This window comes from Gordonia namibiensis NBRC 108229, assembly GCF_000298235.1.
GTDB classification, from domain to species: Bacteria; Actinomycetota; Actinomycetes; order Mycobacteriales; family Mycobacteriaceae; genus Gordonia; species Gordonia namibiensis.
The window spans coordinates 53,902-74,122 of record NZ_BAHE01000014.1; the positions used below are offsets into that span (position 1 = coordinate 53,902).

Consider the following 20,221-nt stretch of genomic DNA (forward strand, 5'->3'; position numbering starts at 1 on the left):
CGTCAGTCTACGGAAGCATTCGGTACGACCATGCCCCGCGGATGGTCGACGTCCTCACTCGCCGGGCGTGACTCCGGCCGGAACCAGGCACGCGATGGCCTCGACATGGTGCGTGAGCGGGAAAGCGTCGAAGCCACGCACCTGGGCCACGCGATATCCGGCGCGGGCGAAGAGACCGAGATCACGTGCGAAGCGGGCGGCATCACAGCCGACATGCACCACCACGGCCGGTTTCGCGGCGGCGATCGCGTCGATGACCCTCTCCCCGGCGCCGGTGCGCGGCGGATCGAGGACGACCACGTCGGGTGACTCCCCGAGGTCGTGCACACGGGCGGCCACCTCTCCCTGATGGGTGACCACGCGATCGCCGTCGGCGTCGAAGGTGCGCGTCGCGGCCGCCAGCGCGCCCGCGTCGGAGTCGACGATGTGGACCTCCTCGAGGCCCGTCCCGTAATGGTCGAGCAGTGCGCCGGCGAACACCCCGGCGCCGCCGTAGAGGTCCCATGCGACCCGCGGGCCGGCTCCGAGGTGGTCGCCAAGGAAGCCAACGACGGTGTCGGCATACGTCTGCGGTGCGGCCCGGTGCGCCTGCCAGAACCCGGTCACCGGGATGTCCCACGCCCGGTTCCCGACGCGGTGGACCGCGGACTCCGCCCCCTCGACGACCACCTGGGCGCGGGGTCGGGCGCGGCGTCGGCGGTTCTGTTGTGCGCGGCGGCGGGCGTCGCCGTGCCGGACCTCGGCGACGGGTGCGAGTTCGGTGACGTGCCGGGTACCGTCGGCGTCGAGCACCACGGCCAGTTCGGCGTGCGGGGTGAAGCTGCGGCGGGCGAGGTCGTCGATCATCCCTGGCGCAGGCTGCACGCAGACATCGTGGATCACCGCCGAACCGCGGAAGGCGTGCTGCCCGGCGCGCCCCCGTCCGTCGACGGCCAGCCGGGTCCGGATGCGCCAGCCGGTGTCGTCGCCGGGCAGGCGGTCGACCCCGCGCGTCGCGAGGTCGGTGCCGGCGATCGTCTCCTCGTCGAGGTGACCGACCCGGCTCAGGACGTCGAGCAGCACAGCCTTCTTCAGGTCGCGCGCGTGCCCGGGCTCGATGTGGCCGAGGTCGCAGCATCCCGCTCCCCCGGCCGCCGCCGGGCACACCACCGGAACCCGGTGCGGGGACTCCTCGAGGATCTCGACGGCCTCGGCACGCCAGTACGAGTCGTGGCGGTCGTCGGTGATCTCGGCGACCACGCGCTCGCCGGGAATCGCACCGCGCACGAACAGGACCCGGCCGTCGGCACGTCCGACAGCTTCCCCACCGTTCGCGGGACGATCGACGGTGACCTCGACGCGCCGCGTCGTTGCCGGGGGTGTCACAGTGTGCGCTCCGATTCGCCCAGGGCGCGGCGGGTCTCGCCCGGTGCCCAGTACCTCTTGGTCTCCTTGCGGCGATCCGACGACGTGAGCTGCCAGGGCACCGAGGTCACCATCACCCCGGGCTCGAACAGCAGACGTCCCTTGAGTCGCAGCGCGGACTGGTTGTGCAGGATCTGCTCCCACCAGTGTCCGACGACGTATTCGGGGATGAACACGGTCACCACGTCACGCGGGGACTCCCGGCGGACACGTCGCACGTAATCGATGACGGGCCGGGTGATCTCGCGGTACGGGGAGGCGATGACCTTCAGCGGGATCGTGATGTCGCTGGCCTCCCACTGGGACACCAGCTTCCGGGTGTCGCGGTCGTCGACGTTGACGGTGATCGCCTCGAGGACGTCCGGTCGCGTCGCCCGCGCATACCGCAGAGCGCGACGAGAGGCCATGTGCAGACTCGACACCAGCACGATCGAATGGGTCCGGCTCGGGAGCACCCCCTCGTCGTCGGCCTCGGCCTCGTCGAGTTCGCGCTGCACCGAGGCGTAGTGGTGATGGATCAGCTTCATCACCACGAAGAGCGCGACCATCGCCAGCACCGCTATCCACGCGCCCGCGGTGAACTTCGTGATCAGCACGACCACCAGGACCGTCGCGGTCATGACCAGTCCGACCGAGTTCACCACCCGCGACTGCATCATCCGGCGGCGTGCGCTCGGGTCGGACTCGGTGCGCAGCAGGCGGGTCCAGTGCCGCACCATGCCGGTCTGGCTCAGGGTGAACGAGACGAACACGCCGACGATGTAGAGCTGGATGAGCGAGGTGACCTGGGCGTCGAAGGCGACGACGAAGATGATGGCCGCGGCCGCCAGGAACAGGATGCCGTTGGAGAACGCGAGCCGGTCGCCGCGCGTGTGCAACTGCCGCGGCAGGTAGCGATCCTGGGCCAGCACCGATCCCAGCACCGGGAAACCGTTGAACGCGGTGTTGGCGGCCAGCAACAGGATCAGCGCGGTCACGAGCGCGACGAAGAAGAAGCCGGCCGGGAACGAGTCGAAGACCGCGTGGGCGAGCTGCGCGATCATCGCCTTCTGCTGGTAACCCTCGGGGGCCCCGACGAGGTCCGTCGACGGGTTCATCACGTACTTGGCCCCGATCTCCTGGGCGAGCAGAACGATGCCCAGCAGCAGGGTGATCGAGAACGCACCGAGCATCAGCAGGGTGGTCGCGGCGTTGCGTGACTTGGGTTTCCGGAACGCGGGGACACCGTTGCTGATGGCCTCGACCCCGGTCAGCGCCGCGCATCCGGAGGAGAACGACCGGGCGACGAGGAAGACCAGCGCCAGACCGGTGAGGTTGTCCTGCTCGGCGGCGATACCAAAGTCGGCGGTCTCCGAGCGGATCTCCTCGCCGAGCACGAAGATCTCGGTGAATCCCCACACGAGCATGCCCAGCACGCCGACGATGAAGGCGTACGTCGGGATGGCCAGCAGCGCACCGGATTCCTTGATGCCGCGCAGGTTGACCGCCGCGATGAGCACGATGGCGCCGACGCAGAACCAGACCTTGTGCTCGCTGACGAACGGGACGGCTGAACCGATGTTCTCCGCGGCCGAGGTCACCGACACCGCCACCGTCAGCACGTAGTCGACGAGAAGTGCGCTGCCGACCGTCAGGCCGGCGTTGGGCCCCAGGTTGACCGTGGCGACCTCGTAATCGCCGCCACCCGACGGGTATGCGTGCACGTTCTGCCGATAGCTGGCGACCACCACCGCGAGGACCACCGCGACGGCGACGGCGACCCACGGGGTGAAGGCGAGCGCGGTGATACCGGCCACCGACAGGACCAGGAAGATCTCCTGTGGCGCATACGCCACCGAGCTCATCGCGTCGGAGGCGAAGACCGGGAGGGCGATCCGTTTGGGGAGCAGAGTGTGGCCCAGCTTGTCGCTGCGGAAGGGCCTGCCGAGCAGGAGGCGCTTCGTCGCAACGGACACCTTGGAGACGGTGGACACCAGGCAACCCTAGAGCGTCCGCGTCGTGGCGGGTAGGTTCGACTCGCGGCACGCAGGTCGCGTCCGGAGAGGAATGTCGTGCAGGTAGTCATCATGGGTTGCGGGCGAGTCGGATCATCGCTCGCGATGGCGATGCAGAAACGCGGACACGACGTCGCGATCATCGACCGGGACCCGTCCGCGTTCGCCCGGTTGTCCGCCGACTTCGCGGGCCGCACCATCACGGGTGTGGGCTTCGACCGGGACATCCTCGTCAAGTCCGGGATCGAGCACGCCGACGCCTTCGCCGCGGTGTCGTCCGGCGACAACTCCAACATCATCGCCGCCCGTGTGGCCCGGGAGACCTTCGACGTCGAGCGGGTCGTCGCCCGCATCTACGACGCCAAGCGCGCCGAGGTGTACGAGCGGCTGGGCATCCCGACCGTCGCCACCGTGCCGTGGACGACGGAACGTTTCGTCTCCGCGCTCGGCGAGACCGCGACCACGGAGTGGCGCGACCCGTCGGGCACCCTCGCGGTCGCCGAGATCGACGTCGACGAGTCGTGGATCGGGGTGTCGGTCGGCAAGTTCCAGGAACAGACCGGAGCGCGGGTCGCATTCCTCAACCGGGTCGGGCGGCCGATCCTGCCGGAGGCCAAAACCGTTCTCCAGCAGGACGACGTGATCTACGGTGCGGTGCTGCTCGACAATCTGGTCGACGCCCGCCGCGTCGCCGCGGAACCGTTCACCCAGGCCGAGTCCTGAACACCCCGAGCCCGAACGCCCTGAGCCCCGAACACCGAGGAGTCATCCTGTGAAGGTCGCCATCGCCGGAGCCGGCGCGGTCGGGCGCTCGATCGCCCGCGAACTCCTGGTCAACTCGCACGACGTCACGCTCTTCGAGCGCAAGGCCGACCACATCGACCCGGACTCGGTACCGGGCGCGAAATGGATCCTCGCCGATGCTTGCGAACTGACGAAACTCGAAGACGCGCAGTTGCAGACCTTCGACGTGATGATCGCGGCGACCGGCGACGACAAGGCCAACCTGGTCGTCAGTCTGCTGGCCAAGACCGAGTTCGCGATCAACCGCGTCGTCGCGCGGGTCAACGACCCGCGCAACGAGTGGCTGTTCGGTGAGGACTGGGGCGTCGACGTCGCGGTGTCGACGCCGCGTCTACTCGCCTCGCTCGTCGAGGAGGCGGTGTCGGTGGGTGACCTCGTCCGCCTCATGACCTTTCGCCAGGGCCAGGCGAACCTCGTCGAGCTCACCCTGCCGTCGAACACGCCGATGGCGGGCAAGCCGGTACGCAAGCTCGAACTGCCCCGCGACGTGGCTCTGGTCACGATCCTGCGGGGCGGGCGCGTCATCGTGCCGCAAAACGACGACCCGATCGAGGGCGGCGACGAGCTGATCTTCATCGCCCCGTCGGAGGCCGAACCGGCCCTCTACGACGCCATGAAGATCACGCGCTGAAGATCAGGCTCCGACCGTCTCTTCCTCACGCACCGCGCGGCGGACGAGCAGGACCGTGGCGAGCACCGCCAAGGCGGTCAGCGGCCAACCCATCGCGATCCGTGTGAAGGCCAGCCAGCCGGTCGCACCGAGATCATAGAGTTCGGACTGGGCGAGATACCGCGCCGCGAAGACCAGGGCCCACAGGGCGGTGGCGATGTCGTAGGCGCGCAACGTCCGACGGTGTTTGCGCCAGGCGGTCCCCTGCCCGTTCACGAGGTGCCAGGCGACGCCGATCAGCGGCCAGCGCACGACGATGGAGATCACGAACGCGATCGCGTAGGCGAGGGTGGTCCAGATGCCGAAGAGGAAATATCCCTTGGCGTCCCCCACCCGGTTGGCGATGAAGACGCAGATGGCCACGCCGAGGAGGCCGGAGATCGCCGGGGTGAGTCCCTCGCGGCGGACGAGCCGCACCACGAAGACGAGGGCCGCGGCGGTGAGCGCGGCGATGATGGCGGCCGTGAGGCCGAAGAACGAGTTGACCGGCACGAACACGACCACCGGGACCGTTGAGTAGATCAGGCCGGACACGCCGCCGATCTGTTCCAGCACCGTGGGGGTCGGCTCGGGGGCCGGGTTCTGTTCGACGTCCTGGTCGGCCGACTCGTCGTCCGACCTCCCGGTGTCACTCGTGGGTGTCACTCGTCGTCGCTGCCCTGCAGCTCGTAGTAGGGGTTGTAGATCACCTTGTGACCGTCCTGCAGGGCGAGTCGGCCCCGCACGGTCACCTTCCGGCCGGGTTCGATGCCGGCGATGCGATTGCGGCCCAGCCACTTCAACATGACGATGTCGGAGCCGTCGAAGAACTCTGCCTTGACCCCGGCCTTGGCCGTGCGTGAACAGGTCTCCACCGCGCGCAGTTCGCCGTGCATGGTGACCTCCTCGCCGCGGGTGCAGTCCGACGCGCGTTGTGCGCCCGTCGCCTTCGACTCCTCGGCGATTCGCTCCGCGTCGACGTCACCGAGGTCTTCGGTGAGTCGGCGGGTCAGTCGCTTGAGATAACCAGCTGTGGGCATCCCAACCTCCCAATGGATTTCAGCCGGGCACCGGGGCTTCCGCCGCAGCGTCCGTGGCCACCGAACGAATGATCGGTGGCTGTCCGCCAGCGTAGACCCGGCACCCGCCGGTGACAACGTGGATGACCGGGGCGCACCGCGGTCCCGGGACACCCTAAGGGATGATCTCTGGGTGCCCCGCATCCGGATGAACAATTGATGCCCGTCGTGGACAGTCCGCAAACACGAACGGCCACCGCACTGGTGGTGATTCCCGGGACCGGCTCGGATGCCGACCACGTCACACGTGCCTTCGGTCACGCGGCCGCGACGCTCGGCGTGGAACTGGTGGCGCTCGAGCCGACGTCGGACCTGATCGACGGACACCGTCGGGGCATCGAGCGCGCGGCGGCCGAACACGACCGGGTTCTGGTCGGCGGGGTGTCGATCGGCGCCGCGATAGCCCTCGAGTGGGCTCTCGCCGACACCGGCGGACGCTGTGCCGGAGTGTTCGCGGCGCTGCCGGCCTGGAGTGGGGACGCCGACTCCGCGGTCGCCGCGGCCGGCGCGCGGGCCACCGCCGACGCGATGGAACGGGACGGACTGGAGACGACGGTCGCCGAGATGGCGGCGAGCAGCCCGGACTGGCTGGCCGAGGAGCTCTCCCGCTCCTGGCGGAGGCTGTATCCCGAGGTCATCTGCCAGCTGCGTGACGCGGCGCGCTACTGCGCCCCGACACCTGCTCAGATCGCCGACCTCGCGGTGCCACTGGCACTCGTCGCGGCACCCGACGACCCGATCCACCCCATCGCCGTCGCCCGCGTGTGGCACGAAGCGGCTCCGCGGTCGGCGCTGGTCGAGGTCACCCTCGAGAGATGGGGCCGTGACCCCGGTCTGCTCGGCGAGAGCTGCCTCGACGCGTACACACGACTGTCGAGGCGGTAGCCCCGCCGCTGCCGGGTCAGCGACGACGGAAGAAGCGCTGCATCGCCGAGCCCGACGACGGCGGCGGCGCGTCGTCCTCGGGGTCCGGGTCGGCGGCGACCGACGGGTCGTCGTACGTGGCGCCTTCGGCCGGAGCCTCGGTGTAGGAGTTCTCGCCGTAGACGGTGGCGTGTGCCACCTGGTCCAGCGCTCCCCCGGCGACCCCTTCCGGTTCGTCGGCGGCCGGAACCTCGGGGGTGGGCGCCTCGTCCTGTGCCCCTGCCTCCGATTCGGCGAAGATCTGTTGTTGGGCCGCGGCGACCTGGTCGGCGAGCACCGGCGGCAGCACGATCGGAAGGGGTTCGCGTGGCGGGTGCGGCTCGGACCCGCGACGTACGACGGTCTCGGCCAGCACGGCGCGGCTCAGGCGTGCAAGGTCCTCGGCGCTATCCGACGGCCCACTGCCGACACAGCGCACGAGCCAGCGGGGGCCGTCGACGCCGATGAAGCGGTGCGTCCCGCCCTCGACCTCGGCCACGACCTCGCGGCCCCAGTGACCGTCCTCGATGCTGGTGGCGGCGCCACCGTCGCGCAGTGACTCGGCCAGTTCGCGGACCACCTCGCGCCACATTCCCGGCGACTTGGGTGCCGCGAAGGCACTCACCGAGATCCGACCGATCGGGGTGACCAGGTAGACGTTCTGGGGCTGGTGGGTCTCCGACATCTCGACGGTCACCTGCCCGCCCTCGACCACCGGCACGAGCACCGAGCCGAGGTCGAGGTGGGAGTTCTCCAGCTCGCTGATCTCCGTCGCGAGGGCGTCGATGTCGTAGGGGCCCAGTGCTTGTCCGACCCGCAGTTCGTCCGAACCGTTATTCGTCATCGCCTACTCCTCGTTGATCCGCATTCGTGTTGAAGGTTAATCGACGCGGGGGCAGACGACGCCCGGCGTGTCGTGCTCAGCCCAGGACGGCGTGGCCGCCGCTCGACCCGTATCCGCCGTCGCCGCGGCTGGTGTCGTCGAGTTCGTCGACCTCGACGAACTCGGGCAGTTCGACGCGCTGCACGATCAGCTGAGCGATCCGGTCACCGCGCGAGATGGTGATGGGCTGCTCGGGGTCGAGATTGATCAGGCAGACCTTGATCTCGCCGCGGTATCCCGCGTCGATCGTGCCGGGCGTGTTGACGATGGAAAGTCCGGCGCGGGCGGCCAGGCCCGAACGCGGATGGATCAGGCCCACGGTGCCGAACGGCAGCGCGATGGCGATCCCGGTGCCGACCAGCTGACGGCGCCCCGCGGGCAGTTCCAGGTCGATCGTCGAGCACAGGTCCACGCCCGCATCCCCGGGATGAGCTCGGGTGGGCAACGGCAGATCGGGATCGAGGCGACGTACCGCGATGGGCGGCAGAGGGGGGAGATCTGGGGTCACGCACGCAGACTACGCTGGTCAACGTGACCGCACCTCAATCGCCTGACAACACCGGCGGCACGTCGGGGACTCCGGCGACGCGCCGCGACTCCGGATCCGCGGACCTCTTCGACGAGCGTCTGCACGTGCCGTGGTGGTGGTGGCCGGCCGCGGCCGTCCTGACCGGCGTGGTGGGCTACGAGATCCAGTTGTCCGCCCACGGCAGCCGGTGGAGCGTGATCGGTTACGTCGTCACCGCGATCCTCTGTGTCCTGGTGCTGTGGTCGATGAGCCGCACCCGCGTCCGGGTGACCGCCGAGCGCGAACTGCAGGCGCATCGCGCGCTGCTGCCGCGGTCCGTCGTCGCCCGCGGTGCGTCGATCCCGGCGACGGCCAAGAGCGCCGCGCTCGGCCGTCAGCTCGACCCCGCCGCGTACCTGGTGCACCGCTTCTGGGTGAAGACCATGGTCCTCATCGTCCTCGACGATCCCGACGACCCGACCCCCTACTGGCTGGTGTCCACCCGACGACCGGCCGAGCTGCTGGCGGCTCTCGACATCCCGGACGCCGCAGCGGACCGCCCGACGGCGACCGCCTGACGGCACCGGGGACACCACCGAGACAGACGAAGGGGCCGCGCCTGATGGCGCGGCCCCTTCTTCGTCAGGCCCTGCCCGTCGGTGATCCGAACGTCAGGGAATCGTCGTGCGCATCCGCGGGAGACCCGCGGGGATCATGCGCAGTCGACGCAGATCAGCGAGTTGCCGTTCTCCTCGGCCAGCCGGCTGCGGTGGTAGACGAGAAAGCAGCTGGTACAAGTGAATTCGTCGGCCTGCTTCGGGATGACCCGGACCGACAGTTCTTCACCGGAGAGGTCGGCACCGGGCAGTTCGAAGGACTCTGCGGTCTCGGTCTCGTCGACGTCGACGGCTGCGGACTGCGCCTCGCTCCGACGGGCCTTCAGCTCCTCGAGCGAGTCTTCGTTGAGGTCCTCGGCCTCGGTGCGTCGTGGCGCGTCGTAATCAGTAGCCATTGTGTGCCTTACTTGTTGAGAGTGTGAGGGGGCGCTCTCGGTTCCGGCTTGTGGCCGTCACCCAGGGGTGGTGCGCACGACTCCGCCGGGATTGTCTAGCCGGTGGGGTCACTACAACACCGGCTCGAGCTCAATTCGTTCCCGAGAATCCGTCGTATTGTGTGACTTCGGTCACGGTTCGATTTCGGCTGCACCCCGAGTCTGGAAGCGCGGGCGCCCGAAGAATAGACCACGTCCAGTCAACCGTCAATGTGGCAACGCGAACTTGTCCGAAATCTGGCGTTTGACGCAGGTCGGACCCGTGCGCAGGGTCACGACACGGCACCGGCGGCGAGGCTCGCGGCCGCGGCGCGGTCGACCCTCTAGAGTGTTGCGGAGATCGCGCGGGGCGTCGTTCCCGGTGAAGTACAACCGCTCGCGAAGTTCGCCCAGTGAGGAGTCGTTCCACGGTGGTCTCGAAGATTACGACCGGCTACCCGACCGACGAACAGGGCCGCCCGTACCCACGCCGCCGGTATGCGCCGGCGATCATCACGGTGGTGGTCCTTCTGGTCCTCGGCGTGATCGTCTGGGCGGTCGTGCTCGGCAGTGACGACAGCGAATCGGTCCCCACCGCCTGCAATCAGCCGTCCCCGGCAACCGCGACCGAAGCCGGTGCACCGGAGCCGGCGGAGCCGCCGGTCCTCTCCCCGGTCCCACGCGACGAGATGCTGGAGGTCGCGCCCGCCGCGCTGTCGACCTTCCAGGTCCGCGTCCTCAACGCGTCCGAGGAACGGGGCGCGGCCCGGTCGGTGTCCGAGGACCTCGCCGCCCAGGGCTTCACCCCGGCCGCCGACACCCCGTTCGCCGATGATCCCGTCTACGTCAACCGGGATCTCAACTGCGTCGCGCAGATCCGGTTCGGCCCCGCGGGCCGCGCCTCCGCCGCGGCGACCTGGCTGGCGTTCCCGTGCGCGCAACTCGTCGACGACGGACGACGGGGCACCGCGGTCGACGTGGCACTGGGCACCTACCACTCGGGTGGTGAGCTCTCCCAGGACGCGCAGGCGGCGCTCGAAGCGCTGCGGTCGGCCGACCCGACCAACCCCGAGACCGGCGCCGATCCCGCCCTGGTGAAGGCGGTCCACTCGGCTCCGTGCTGAGCGCCTTCTAGACCAACGGTTCCCGCGCCCCGAGTTCGTCGAGCAGTCCGAGGAACTCGTCGGCGATACCCGGTGCGACGGCCACGGTGATGTGCCCCTCGTCTGCCCGCGAGTCCGGCGGCGGGGTCACCACGACCGCACCCGCCTCGGCGGCGATGAGTCCGCCCGCCGCCCAGTCCCAGGGACTCAGGCCGTGTTCGTAATGGGCGTCGACCGCGCCGGAGGCCACCATGCACAGGTCGAGGGCCGCGGCACCGATCCGTCGGATGTCACGCACCTTCGGGAGCAACTCCGCGACGATCCGACCCTGAGCGCGCCGACGGTCGGCGGCGTAACCGAAACCCGTTGCCACGAGCGCGAGTTCCGCACGGTCGACAGGATTGCAGCGCAAGGGCACACGAGGGCCGTCACCGTCGGCGACCCAGGCACCGCCGCCCAGGGTGGCGCCGTAGACGACCCCACGCGCCACGTCGACGACGACCCCCGCGACCGAGCGGCCGTCGACCTGCGCCGCCAGCGACACCGCGTAGGCGGGGACGCCGTACATGAAGTTGACCGTGCCGTCGATGGGGTCGACCACCCAGCGCACACCGGACGGGACGGCGCGACTACCGCCATGCTCCTCCCCCAGGACCTCGTCGGCGGGCCGCGCCTCGTGCAGGAGCTGCCGGATCAGGCGTTCGGTCTCGGTGTCGGCGACGGTGACCGGATCGGTTTCCGTCGACTTGGTCGACACCGGGTTGACCGTCGAGGCGGTCGAGACGGGATTCGCCGATGCCCCGTCCACCGTCGACTGCGGTGTCCCACCGAACAATTCGGGTCGGCGGCGTCGCACGTGGGCGGCCGCCTCCTGCGCCACGTCCACCGCGATGGCGGCCAGTTCGTCCACCGGAATTGTCTGATCCACGTCTTCCATGTCAGCACATCGGCGACCGCGACCGCTCAGGCGGTGAGGTGAAGCAACACTTCTGGAGGGATGCCGCGCGGCCGACGGCGGGCGCCGATAGCCTGATGTCGATCACCGCCGGCCCGGAAGGAAAGTCCGCCATGACCGACACGCCCGCCACCGACAGCTCGCCGACCCCGACGAATCTGGGGTTCGGCGTCGACGTCGGCGGCTCCGGGATCAAGGGCGGCATCGTCGATCTCGACACCGGTGAACTCGTCGGCGATCGATTCAAGGTGCTCACCCCGCAGCCGGCCACCCCGGAGGCGGTGGCGGCGGCGGTCGCCGAGGTCGTCGCCCATTTCGACTGGGCCGGTCCGGTCGGCATCACCCTCCCCGGTGTGGTCACCGAGGGCATCATGCGGACCGCCGCGAACATCGACAAGGCGTGGATCGGCACCGACGTCTACGAGCTGTTCAGCCGCCACCTGGGGGGTCGCGCGGTCTCGGTGCTCAACGACGCCGACGCGGCCGGGATGGCCGAGGACGCCTACGGCGCGGGCAAGGGCGTGGACGGCGTGGTGATGTTGCTGACGTTCGGCACCGGCATCGGCTCGGCGATCCTCATCAACGGCAACCTCGTGCCCAACACCGAGCTGGGTCACATGCAGGTCGGCAAGAAGGAGGCCGAACATCAGGCGTCCTCACGGGTCAAGGAGGACAAGGACTGGTCCTACGAGAAATGGACCGAGAAGGTGTCCGACGTCCTCAAGGCCTATGAGGCACTGTTCTGGCCCAAGCTGTTCATCGCCGGCGGCGGCATCAGCCGCAAGGCCGACAAGTGGATTCCGCTGCTCACCAACAAGACCCCGGTCGTGCCCGCCACGCTGCAGAACACCGCCGGTATCGTCGGCGCGGCGATGGCGGTCTCACAGGGCATCAAAACCTAGACCGCGCCTGGATTGACCAGGGCTTTGTCACATCGGGTGAGCCGATGTCGTTACAATGGTCGTCACCGGTCATCTGAACCGAGAAACCAAGCCCTTGTCCACGGTGGCTCGTGCTGCCGTGTCACGTCTCACAAGACCCGACAAAGACTCCGCAGAAGAGAAGTTCGAAAGGTTGTACGTGGCAGCCATCAAGACCCGCCAGGGGGACGCCGAGGCCGACGAAACCCAGTCGACCAGCGCCTCGACCGAAACCCCGGCCAAGCGGACCGCCAAGAAGGCTGCGAAGAAGACCGCGGCCAAGAAGGCGCCCGCCAAGAAGGCAGCAGCGAAGAAGGCCACCAAGAAGGCAGCCCCCAAGAAGGCAGCCAAGAAGGCCAGCTCCGCCGAGGGTGTCGGCGACACCGACGCCGAGCCCGAGGACCCGAACTCGATCGACGACATCGACGTCGCCGACGGCGAACTCGAGGACGTGGAGATCGACGACATCGAGGTCGACGACGAGGACGACTCCGAGGACTCCGACGACGAGGACGACTCCGAGGAGGCCGAGGCGGCGCCTGCCGGCGCCAAGGGCGCGGCAAAGGAGTCGACCAAGACCGACGCCGCCGCCAAGTCCGGCGACTTCGTCTGGGACGAAGAAGAGTCCGAGGCCCTCCGCCAGGCCCGCAAGGACGCCGAGCTCACCGCTTCGGCCGACAGCGTCCGCGCCTACCTCAAGCAGATCGGCAAGGTCGCCCTCCTCAACGCCGAGGAAGAGGTCGAGCTCGCCAAGCGCATCGAGGCCGGCCTGTTCGCCACCGAGCGTCTTCGTCGCATGATGGCCTCGGGCGAGAAGATCAGCACCGCGCAGAAGCGCGACCTGAACTGGATCTCCCGCGACGGCAACCGTGCGAAGAACCATCTCCTCGAGGCCAACCTCCGTCTGGTCGTCTCCCTCGCCAAGCGCTACACCGGCCGCGGCATGGCGTTCCTGGATCTCATCCAGGAGGGCAACCTCGGTCTGATCCGCGCGGTCGAGAAGTTCGACTACACAAAGGGTTACAAGTTCTCGACCTACGCCACGTGGTGGATTCGCCAGGCGATCACCCGCGCGATGGCCGACCAGGCCCGCACCATCCGTATCCCGGTGCACATGGTCGAGGTCATCAACAAGCTGGGCCGTATCCAGCGTGAGCTCCTCCAGGACCTCGGCCGCGAGCCGACTCCCGAGGAACTCGCCAAGGAGATGGACATCACCCCGGAGAAGGTGCTGGAGATCCAGCAGTACGCCCGGGAGCCCATCTCGCTCGACCAGACCATCGGCGACGAGGGCGACAGCCAGCTCGGTGACTTCATCGAGGACTCCGAGGCGGTCGTCGCGGTCGACGCGGTGAGCTTCACCCTCCTGCAGGATCAGCTGCAGTCGGTTCTCGAGACGCTGTCCGAGCGCGAGGCGGGCGTCGTGCGTCTGCGCTTCGGTCTCACCGACGGCCAGCCCCGCACGCTCGACGAGATCGGTCAGGTCTACGGCGTCACGCGTGAGCGCATCCGCCAGATCGAGTCCAAGACGATGTCGAAGCTGCGCCACCCGTCGCGGTCGCAGGTTCTCCGCGACTACCTGGACTAGTCACACGCACGCCCCTTCGCCCCCGTTGCCGTCACCCGGCGACGGGGGCGAAGGCGTTGTCGGGGCCTGGTCGTAGCTCTCGGACGTCGACGACCGCGTCGACGGGCAGAGGCCCGTACAGGTGCGGGAAGAGGATCGATTCGGGGTCGGTCGGCACTCCCGGCTCCCAGCGCACCTCGGCACCGAGGCGGGCCGGGTCGAGGATGAGGAGCAGGATGTCATGACGCCCGACGAACAGCCGGTTGGCCGGCAGGTGGACCTGTTGCGGGGTCGACAGATGCACGAACCCGACCTCGTCGAGCGACGGCGGCCGCACGTGTGTCCCATGGCGCGCCTCGGCCCAGTCCGAGGCCGGGATGACATGGGTCAGAACGGGAGATCCGGGTGCTGCCATCCGCACATGAAGCCCGATGCACCCGAGTTCCGTCAAGTGTTGTCCACGCCACGGGTTCTCGGTCGGCCCGGTCGCGGTGTCGTCGGTACCGTGGAGTCAGACGCGTCCGCTGATCAGCCGCCGACCCCGGATGGCTGATTTCGGGAGACGTTGTCGGATTGTTGCCGAAGGTAAACGGTGAGTGACGACACACCGATAGCACCTGCCGGAACAATACGAAGCCGCCGAGCGTCTGACAGAGTGAGGTTGACGCATCGCCCGGATGTGTCGGCTCGAAGGGAAGGCGTCCGGACACCGGCGCCGGACCGGGACGGAGGAACCATGACTGACATCGCCACCACCACAGCCCCGATCTACCTACCGCTCACCGCCGCCGATCGCTGTGATCGTTGCGGCGCCGCAGCCAAGGTACGAGCCGTCCTGCCCAAGGGCGGCGAGCTTCTCTTCTGCCGTCATCACTTCAACGAGCACGAAGCCCGACTGGTGGAGCTCAGCGCCACCGTGGTCGAAGCCGAGGGCGAGCTGGTCTGACACTCGTCATGGCCTGACGGGCGAGCCACAGACGACGAAAGAACCCGGCCGGATCATCCGGCCGGGTTCTCTCGTGTCCGGGTTCGGCGCTCAGCGCCACGTCCGCAGTGCGGCGATGCGTTCCTTCAGCTGCTCGGCGGTGGCCATCGCCGTGGGCGGACCACCCAGGCGGGTCCGGAGCTCGTTGTGCACCATGCCGTGGGGCTTTCCGGTGCGGTGATGATGCATGGCGACCAGGGTGTTGAGTTCCTTGCGCAACGCGTGCAGGTTCTCCCCGGTGGTGCCGGGGGCACGCCCGGGATCCGGGGTTTCGGACTTGGGCTCGGCCGGGGTGGACCGGGCGACGACCTGCTCGGCCTGGCGCTTCTGCAGCAGGGCACGCACCTGATCGGCATCGAGCAGCCCCGGCAGGCCGAGGTAATCGGATTCCTCGTCGCTCCCGGCGAAGGTCGCAGTGCCGAACGACGCGCCGTCGAAGATGACCTGGTCGAGTTCGGCGTCGGCGTGCAACGACTGGAATGCCGGCTCGTCCTCCCCCGGTTCGTCCTTCTGCTTGTTCGCGTCGATGAGCAGCTGGTCGTCGAGGCCGTCGCTCTCGCGATGCGGCTTGCCGAGGACGTGGTCGCGCTGGGCCTCCATCTGGCTGGCGAGGTCGAGGAGCACGGGGACCGACGGCAGGAACACGCTGGCGGTCTCGCCGGGGCGCCGCGACCGCACGAAGCGACCGATCGCCTGCGCGAAGAACAGCGGGGTCGACGAGCTGGTGGCGTAGACACCGACCGCGAGCCGCGGCACGTCGACGCCCTCGGACACCATGCGCACCGCGATCATCCACTCGTCTTTCGACGCGGAGAACTCGGCGATCCGTGACGAGGACTTGGGGTCGTCGGAGAGGACCAGGGTCGGCTGCTTGCCGGTGATGGCGGTGAGCAGTTCGGCGTAGTCGCGGGCGGTCGACTGGTCGGTCGCGATGACCAGGCCGCCGGCATCGGGCATCCCGCTCGCACGCAGCTGGCCGAGGCGGGTGTGCGCCGCGGTGAGGACCGCGGGAATCCAGTCGCCGTGCGGGTCGAGGGCGGTCCGCCAGGCGCGGGCGGTGTGTTCGGCCGACAGCGGCTCACCGAGCCGCGCGGTGAACTCCTCGCCGGCGCTGGTCCGCCAGCTCGCCTCGCCGGAGTACGCCAGGAACACCACGGGTCGGACGACGCCGTCCTTCAGCGCGTCGGCGTAACCGTAGGTGTGATCGGCCTTGGAACGCTGGTGTCCGCCGGCCTCGGCCTCGTAGACGACGAACGGGATCGGCGAGTCGTCGGAGCGGAACGGCGTACCGGTGAGCAGCAGGCGGCGTTCGGCGTCGTCGAAGGCCTCGCGGATCGCGTCACCCCACGACTTCGCGTCACCGCCGTGATGGATCTCGTCGAGGATGACCAGGGTCCGGCGGTTCTCGGTGCGGACGCGGTGTTTGGTGGGGTGCGCGGCGACCTGCGCGTAGGTGAGGACGACTCCGTTGTAGTCGGAGCTGGTCTGACCGGTCGAGTTGGAGAAGTGCGAGTCCAGGGCGATGCCCACGCGCGCCGCGGCCTCCGCCCACTGGTGCTTGAGGTGTTCGGTGGGCGCCACGACGGTGATCTGCTCGACGGTGCGATCGTCGAGCAGTTCGCGGGCGACACGCAGGCCGAACGTCGTCTTGCCTGCGCCGGGCGTCGCGACCGCGAGGAAGTCCTTCGGCTTGCGCGTGAGGTACTTGGTCAGCGCGCGGCGCTGCCAGGCTCGGAGCGATCCGAGGTTGGGAGCGGCGGTTCCAGAGGTGTTGGTGGTGCTGGTGGAGGGTTCGGCGGACGTCACGTGTGTGTTGCTCCTGACGGCGTACGGATTCCCTACCGGGCATGAAATGACCCCTCGCGTTGGGAGGACCCGCGCCGAAGGGGACCCGGCAATCGTACCGCCGGGCCGCCCCCACGCCCGCATCGCGACACCCCCTCGTCGCGGCTCGGCGACACCGGCGTGGACATCGCCGTGTGGTCACTCCGAACGACGCGCCTGGTGACCCGGGTACCCTTTGCGGCCTTCGATCGGGGATATTGAACTCATCACAACGCGAAAGAGGAACCCGGTGCCACTGACCGACGACGCGACGTCGCCGGTTGTTGCCGTGCGCCCGAATCCGTCGAGCGCGGTGACCGCTCCGCTCGACACCTCGACCCGGACGCCGCGCCGGCCGGCCCCGCTCGCCGGCGACACCGACGTTCCCGGTGCCACCGCACCCGCCTCCCGTGATGTCGCGGTCGTGAAGAAGCCCGAGGGCGTCGACGAACCCGTCCCGGCGAACGGCACGAAGGAGGCTTCAGACTCGGACGACGCGGAAAACGAACCCGGCCCCCCGGTACTGCCCAACATGCACCGGGTGGTGTGGCGGACGATCGTGAAGTCCTGGGACGACGGGATCATCGGCTGGGCAGCGCAGGCCGCGTTCTGGCAGGCACTGTCCCTGCCCCCGTTGCTGCTCGGGCTGCTCGGTTCGGTCGGTTACGTCGCGGGCTGGTTCGGACCCGGCACCGTCGACATCGTCTACGACCGCATCATCGAGTTCGCGCAGCGCACCTTCACCGAGACGGTGGTCGACGATCTGATCACCCCGACCGTGGACAGCGTCCTGGGGCGGGGCCGCATCGGACTCATGTCGGTCGGCTTCATCCTGTCGCTGTGGGCAGGCTCGTCGGCGATGTCGTGCTTCATCGCCTCCATCGCCAAGGCCCATGACCAGCACGAGGTGCGGAATCCGGTATGGCAGCGGTTCTTCGCGCTGTTCCTCTACGTCGGGTTCTTGTTCGTCGCGGTGTTCCTGCTGCCGCTGGTGGCACTCGGACCGAACTACCTGCGGGCGATCGTCCCGGAGTCGTGGGGGTCGTTCGTGACGACACTCATCGACTACGGCTACTTCCCGTTCGTCGCCGTGCTGCTGCTGTTCGTGCTCACCACGCTCTACCACCTGGCGCTGCCCAATCCGCTGCCGTGGCACCGGCTCATCGGCGGCGCGATCGTCGCGGGCGTGTTCTTCTGGGTTGCGAGCTACGTGCTGCGGATCTACCTGACCAAGATCACCGAGGCGGGTGTGTCCTACGGGGCGCTGGCGACACCGATCGCCTTCCTGCTGTTCACCTTCTCGCTCGGCTTCGGCATCGTCATCGGAGCCGAGTTCAACGCCGCCGTGCAACAGTTCTGGCCGGCCAAGGCGTCCACGACGACCCAGGTCCGGCACTGGGTCAACTCGCAGACCTCCGACCTCACCGGTCAGCTCAAGACGATTCCCGACCGGTTGTCGTCGGGACCGATCCGACGCCCCACGCGCGACCGCGGGGGCGACTGACCGGCCCCGGCGACCCCTCGCTACTTGCGCAGCTTGGCGTAGATCTTCTTGCACTTGGGGCACACCGGCGAACCCGGCTTGGCCGCCCGGGTCACCGGGAAGGTCTCGCCGCAGAGCGCGACCACGTGGCTGCCCATCACGGCACTCTCCGCGATCTTGTCCTTTTTGACGTAGTGGAAGAACTTGGGCCGGTCGTCGTCACTGCCGTCGGTGGCGTCGGCGTCGGACCTCTCGTCGGTCTCGGTGTCGGTCCACTCGTCGAGATCGGGGCGTTCGATGGTTTCAGTTGCCATTGCTCTATTGTGCGTCACCGGGGAACCGCGAGCACAGGTGCCCGGAATCCGTCAGTGCAATGAGCAACCGAAAGTGGGACAGTGGAGAGGGTGTTCGAACAAAGGGATTCCATGGGCGCGACCGGCCGTGAGCCGCACGACCCCCACGAGGAGTCGAGACGATTCGGAAGGTCGGTGCATCCGGCCGTCTCCGCCGAGACCTTCCTGATCACCGACGCCCAGGACTCGCTCGAGGCCCAGCAGAAGGCCCGGGTCCGCAAGTACCTGATCATGATGGCGTTCCGCGTCCCCGCGCTGATCGTCGCCGGCATCGCCTACTCGATCACCGGCTCCGGACTCCTCGCCCTGGCCATCGTCGCCATCTCCATCCCGCTGCCGTGGATGGCCGTGCTGATCGCCAACGACCGCCCGCCCCGCAAGCGCGGCGAGGTCCCGCACTACAAGTACGGCGCCGACGATCACGTCGTCGGCCCGCCCGCCCTCTCGCGCACCGAACAGCAGCTCCCTCACCGCACCGTCGACGGGCATGTCGTAGACCCCGACGACTGAGCCACCGTCGACCCCGACGACCGCTGCCGCGGCCGCCGCGGGTTCCCCCGCGTTCGACATCTCAGCAACTTCTCAGCCGTCCCTGCGAATCGGCGAAAGTCTTCGCAGGTCACCAAGCCTCCTTCGGGTTTGCGCCGAATCACTTTCGGGAACTATCGCCATCACATGGACGTTGGACCCAGTGAACGCATTCAAGTCAGGAGGCCGCATGTCACGCTCGACAGTTGCACGTTCGACCCCGACCACAGGTTTCGCCGATCCCGCTGCCCCGGGCACCCGCCCGGCGATGACGGAGCAGGATCTCGACGCCCAGTCGCCGGCCGCGGACCTCGTCCGCGTCTACCTCAACGGGATCGGACGCACCGCTCTCCTCAACGCAGAGCAGGAGGTCGAACTCGCCAAGCAGATCGAGGCCGGCCTCTACGCCAAGCACGTCCTGGCTACCAAGAAGCGCCTCTCGGCCACCAAGAAGCGGGACCTGGCGACCATCGTCCGCGAGGGTGAGGCCGCACGCGCCCACCTGCTCGAGGCGAACCTCCGCCTCGTCGTCTCGCTGGCCAAGCGCTACACCGGCCGCGGCATGCCGCTCCTGGACCTCATCCAGGAAGGCAATCTGGGTCTGATCCGCGCCATGGAGAAGTTCGACTACGCCAAGGGCTTCAAGTTCTCGACGTACGCCACGTGGTGGATTCGTCAGGCCATCACCCGCGGCATGGCCGATCAGAGCCGCACGATCCGGCTCCCCGTCCACCTCGTCGAGCAGGTGAACAAGCTCGCCCGCATCAAGCGTGAGCTCCACCAGCAGCTCGGCCGCGAGGCCACCGACGAGGAACTGGCCAACGAGTCGGGCATCCCGGCCGAGAAGATCGCCGATCTGCTCGACCACAGCCGCGACCCGGTGAGCCTCGACATGCCGGTCGGCAGCGACGAGGAGGCACCGCTCGGCGACTTCATCGAGGACGCCGAGGCCACCTCCGCCGAGAACGCCGTCATCGCCGGTCTGCTGCACTCCGACATCCGCGCGGTTCTCGCGACTCTCGACGAGCGCGAGCAGCAGGTCATCCGGATGCGCTACGGCCTCGACGACGGCCAGCCGCGCACCCTCGACCAGATCGGCCGCATGTTCGGACTGTCGCGCGAACGCGTGCGTCAGATCGAGCGCGAGGTCATGGGCAAGCTGCGCGCCGGCGATCGTGCCGAGCGTCTGCGCGCCTACGCCAGCTGACGTACCCGGCCTCCTGGCTCCGTGGTCCCCTAGCTGAACGGT

22 protein-coding genes are annotated in these 20,221 nt (G+C 68.7%); 11 read left to right on the top strand and 11 right to left on the bottom strand.

Annotated features, from left to right (window positions below; genetic code table 11):
• Positions 1–54: 54 nt before the first annotated feature.
• Both GONAM_RS08835 and GONAM_RS08840 read right to left on the bottom strand, forming a co-directional pair.
• Complete coding sequence (locus tag GONAM_RS08835) at positions 55–1,365, bottom strand: class I SAM-dependent RNA methyltransferase (RefSeq protein ID WP_006866410.1); 1,311 nt, start codon at positions 1,363–1,365, stop codon at positions 55–57.
• The gene (locus GONAM_RS08840; RefSeq protein WP_006866411.1) at positions 1,362–3,377 is read right to left on the bottom strand and encodes an APC family permease; all 2,016 of its coding nucleotides are present in this window, start codon (positions 3,375–3,377) and stop codon (positions 1,362–1,364) included. The genes GONAM_RS08835 and GONAM_RS08840 overlap by 4 nt, the downstream gene beginning before the upstream one ends.
• 78 nt (positions 3,378–3,455) lie before the next feature.
• On the opposite strand from GONAM_RS08840, the gene GONAM_RS08845 reads away from it, so the two are divergent.
• Entirely contained in the window at positions 3,456–4,121 is a 666-nt protein-coding gene (locus GONAM_RS08845) for a potassium channel family protein (RefSeq protein WP_040535856.1), read from the top strand.
• A 49-nt stretch (positions 4,122–4,170) separates the two neighbouring features.
• On the top strand, positions 4,171–4,833 hold the full coding sequence (locus GONAM_RS08850) for a potassium channel family protein (RefSeq protein ID WP_006866413.1): 663 nt from the start codon (positions 4,171–4,173) through the stop codon (positions 4,831–4,833).
• Between the two features lie 3 nt (positions 4,834–4,836).
• Here the strand turns inward: GONAM_RS08850 and GONAM_RS08855 are convergent, their stop codons facing one another.
• A complete protein-coding gene (locus tag GONAM_RS08855; protein WP_006866414.1) occupies positions 4,837–5,517 on the bottom strand; it encodes a DUF3159 domain-containing protein in 681 nt (226 codons plus the stop codon).
• A complete protein-coding gene (locus GONAM_RS08860) occupies positions 5,514–5,891 on the bottom strand; it encodes an OB-fold nucleic acid binding domain-containing protein (RefSeq protein WP_006866415.1) in 378 nt (125 codons plus the stop codon). The genes GONAM_RS08855 and GONAM_RS08860 overlap by 4 nt, the downstream gene beginning before the upstream one ends.
• 198 nt (positions 5,892–6,089) lie before the next feature.
• On the opposite strand from GONAM_RS08860, the gene GONAM_RS08865 reads away from it, so the two are divergent.
• Positions 6,090–6,815 carry an alpha/beta hydrolase gene (locus tag GONAM_RS08865; RefSeq protein WP_006866416.1) on the top strand — a complete coding sequence of 242 codons (726 nt, stop codon included), beginning with the start codon at positions 6,090–6,092 and terminating at the stop codon, positions 6,813–6,815.
• Positions 6,816–6,831: 16 nt separating this feature from the next.
• Here GONAM_RS08865 and GONAM_RS08870 read toward each other — a convergent pair whose 3' ends face one another.
• A complete protein-coding gene (locus GONAM_RS08870; RefSeq protein WP_006866417.1) occupies positions 6,832–7,677 on the bottom strand; it encodes a DUF3710 domain-containing protein in 846 nt (281 codons plus the stop codon).
• A gap of 76 nt (positions 7,678–7,753) precedes the next feature.
• On the bottom strand, positions 7,754–8,224 hold the full coding sequence (gene dut, locus GONAM_RS08875; protein ID WP_040535858.1) for a dUTP diphosphatase: 471 nt from the start codon (positions 8,222–8,224) through the stop codon (positions 7,754–7,756).
• A gap of 23 nt (positions 8,225–8,247) precedes the next feature.
• Here dut and GONAM_RS08880 point away from each other — a divergent pair, with 23 nt between their 5' ends.
• Positions 8,248–8,802 carry a DUF3093 domain-containing protein gene (locus tag GONAM_RS08880; protein WP_006866419.1) on the top strand — a complete coding sequence of 185 codons (555 nt, stop codon included), beginning with the start codon at positions 8,248–8,250 and terminating at the stop codon, positions 8,800–8,802.
• A 134-nt stretch (positions 8,803–8,936) separates the two neighbouring features.
• Here the strand turns inward: GONAM_RS08880 and GONAM_RS08885 are convergent, their stop codons facing one another.
• Positions 8,937–9,236 carry a DUF4193 domain-containing protein gene (locus GONAM_RS08885; protein WP_006866420.1) on the bottom strand — a complete coding sequence of 100 codons (300 nt, stop codon included), beginning with the start codon at positions 9,234–9,236 and terminating at the stop codon, positions 8,937–8,939.
• Positions 9,237–9,685: 449 nt separating this feature from the next.
• Here GONAM_RS08885 and cei point away from each other — a divergent pair, with 449 nt between their 5' ends.
• Positions 9,686–10,378 carry an envelope integrity protein Cei gene (cei, locus tag GONAM_RS08890; protein ID WP_006866421.1) on the top strand — a complete coding sequence of 231 codons (693 nt, stop codon included), beginning with the start codon at positions 9,686–9,688 and terminating at the stop codon, positions 10,376–10,378.
• A gap of 7 nt (positions 10,379–10,385) precedes the next feature.
• Here the strand turns inward: cei and GONAM_RS08895 are convergent, their stop codons facing one another.
• Positions 10,386–11,294, bottom strand: a complete 909-nt coding sequence (locus GONAM_RS08895; RefSeq protein WP_006866422.1) for an inositol monophosphatase family protein — start codon at positions 11,292–11,294, stop codon at positions 10,386–10,388.
• Positions 11,295–11,425: 131 nt separating this feature from the next.
• Here GONAM_RS08895 and ppgK point away from each other — a divergent pair, with 131 nt between their 5' ends.
• The gene (gene ppgK / locus GONAM_RS08900) at positions 11,426–12,214 is read left to right on the top strand and encodes a polyphosphate--glucose phosphotransferase (RefSeq protein ID WP_006866423.1); all 789 of its coding nucleotides are present in this window, start codon (positions 11,426–11,428) and stop codon (positions 12,212–12,214) included.
• Positions 12,215–12,392: 178 nt separating this feature from the next.
• Positions 12,393–13,820: an RNA polymerase sigma factor gene (locus tag GONAM_RS08905; protein ID WP_006866424.1), complete on the top strand. Its 1,428-nt coding sequence runs from the start codon at positions 12,393–12,395 to the stop codon at positions 13,818–13,820.
• 31 nt (positions 13,821–13,851) lie between these two features.
• Here GONAM_RS08905 and GONAM_RS08910 read toward each other — a convergent pair whose 3' ends face one another.
• Positions 13,852–14,214: a DUF952 domain-containing protein gene (locus GONAM_RS08910; protein WP_040535860.1), complete on the bottom strand. Its 363-nt coding sequence runs from the start codon at positions 14,212–14,214 to the stop codon at positions 13,852–13,854.
• Between the two features lie 321 nt (positions 14,215–14,535).
• Between GONAM_RS08910 and GONAM_RS08915 the strand changes: the two genes are divergently transcribed.
• Positions 14,536–14,745 (top strand): DUF7455 domain-containing protein, encoded by a 210-nt coding sequence (locus GONAM_RS08915; RefSeq protein WP_005197291.1) that lies wholly within the window; start codon positions 14,536–14,538, stop codon positions 14,743–14,745.
• 90 nt (positions 14,746–14,835) lie between these two features.
• Here the strand turns inward: GONAM_RS08915 and GONAM_RS08920 are convergent, their stop codons facing one another.
• Positions 14,836–16,590: a DEAD/DEAH box helicase gene (locus tag GONAM_RS08920; protein ID WP_006866426.1), complete on the bottom strand. Its 1,755-nt coding sequence runs from the start codon at positions 16,588–16,590 to the stop codon at positions 14,836–14,838.
• A 268-nt stretch (positions 16,591–16,858) separates the two neighbouring features.
• On the opposite strand from GONAM_RS08920, the gene GONAM_RS08925 reads away from it, so the two are divergent.
• On the top strand, positions 16,859–18,112 hold the full coding sequence (locus GONAM_RS08925) for a YihY/virulence factor BrkB family protein (protein ID WP_006866427.1): 1,254 nt from the start codon (positions 16,859–16,861) through the stop codon (positions 18,110–18,112).
• Between the two features lie 20 nt (positions 18,113–18,132).
• On the opposite strand, the gene GONAM_RS08930 is transcribed toward GONAM_RS08925, so the two are convergent.
• Positions 18,133–18,405, bottom strand: a complete 273-nt coding sequence (locus GONAM_RS08930; RefSeq protein ID WP_006866428.1) for a DUF3039 domain-containing protein — start codon at positions 18,403–18,405, stop codon at positions 18,133–18,135.
• A gap of 111 nt (positions 18,406–18,516) precedes the next feature.
• Between GONAM_RS08930 and GONAM_RS08935 the strand changes: the two genes are divergently transcribed.
• Entirely contained in the window at positions 18,517–18,954 is a 438-nt protein-coding gene (locus tag GONAM_RS08935; protein ID WP_006866429.1) for a DUF3099 domain-containing protein, read from the top strand.
• Between the two features lie 286 nt (positions 18,955–19,240).
• Positions 19,241–20,179 carry a sigma-70 family RNA polymerase sigma factor gene (locus GONAM_RS08940; RefSeq protein ID WP_174310882.1) on the top strand — a complete coding sequence of 313 codons (939 nt, stop codon included), beginning with the start codon at positions 19,241–19,243 and terminating at the stop codon, positions 20,177–20,179.
• Positions 20,180–20,221 lie beyond the last annotated feature (42 nt).